1 protein-coding gene is annotated in these 357 nt (G+C 60.8%); it reads right to left on the minus strand.

Features of this window, described 5'->3' with window-relative positions; translation table 11 throughout:
* The coding region (locus KVS69_RS19000; RefSeq protein WP_217539524.1) for a BON domain-containing protein at nucleotides 1–357 on the minus strand (357 nt) is incomplete at both ends.

Below are 357 nucleotides of genomic sequence, written 5' to 3' on the forward strand. Positions count from 1 at the left end.
GTCTTCGGGAATGCGGCTGTCGACGCCGGCAAGCCTGAGATTGTTGATCACCAGGCGTACGCCCGGGATGTCCTGGACGTGACGGACGATCTTGCGAGACAGAGCGGCATCGTCCACGACGCCCTCGATCGTCACCTTGCCTTCGTCGACATGCACGTCGATCGCGTCCATGTCGATTATGTCGAGGTCCTCGATCGCATCGGTGATGCGTTCTTCCAGATCATCGGAGTCTTCCAGGCCGTCGGTGCCGGGCCGGGTACTGTCCACGACACGCTCTTCCAGGCCGTCGAAATCCGCCTCGTCGATGTGATAGCCGCGGTTCTGCTCCGTGTCGAAATTGGCGTCCGGTTGACCATA

Origin of the sequence: Stenotrophomonas sp. GbtcB23 (assembly GCF_019091045.1) — a bacterium.
Lineage (GTDB): Bacteria > Pseudomonadota > Gammaproteobacteria > Xanthomonadales > Xanthomonadaceae > Stenotrophomonas > Stenotrophomonas rhizophila_A.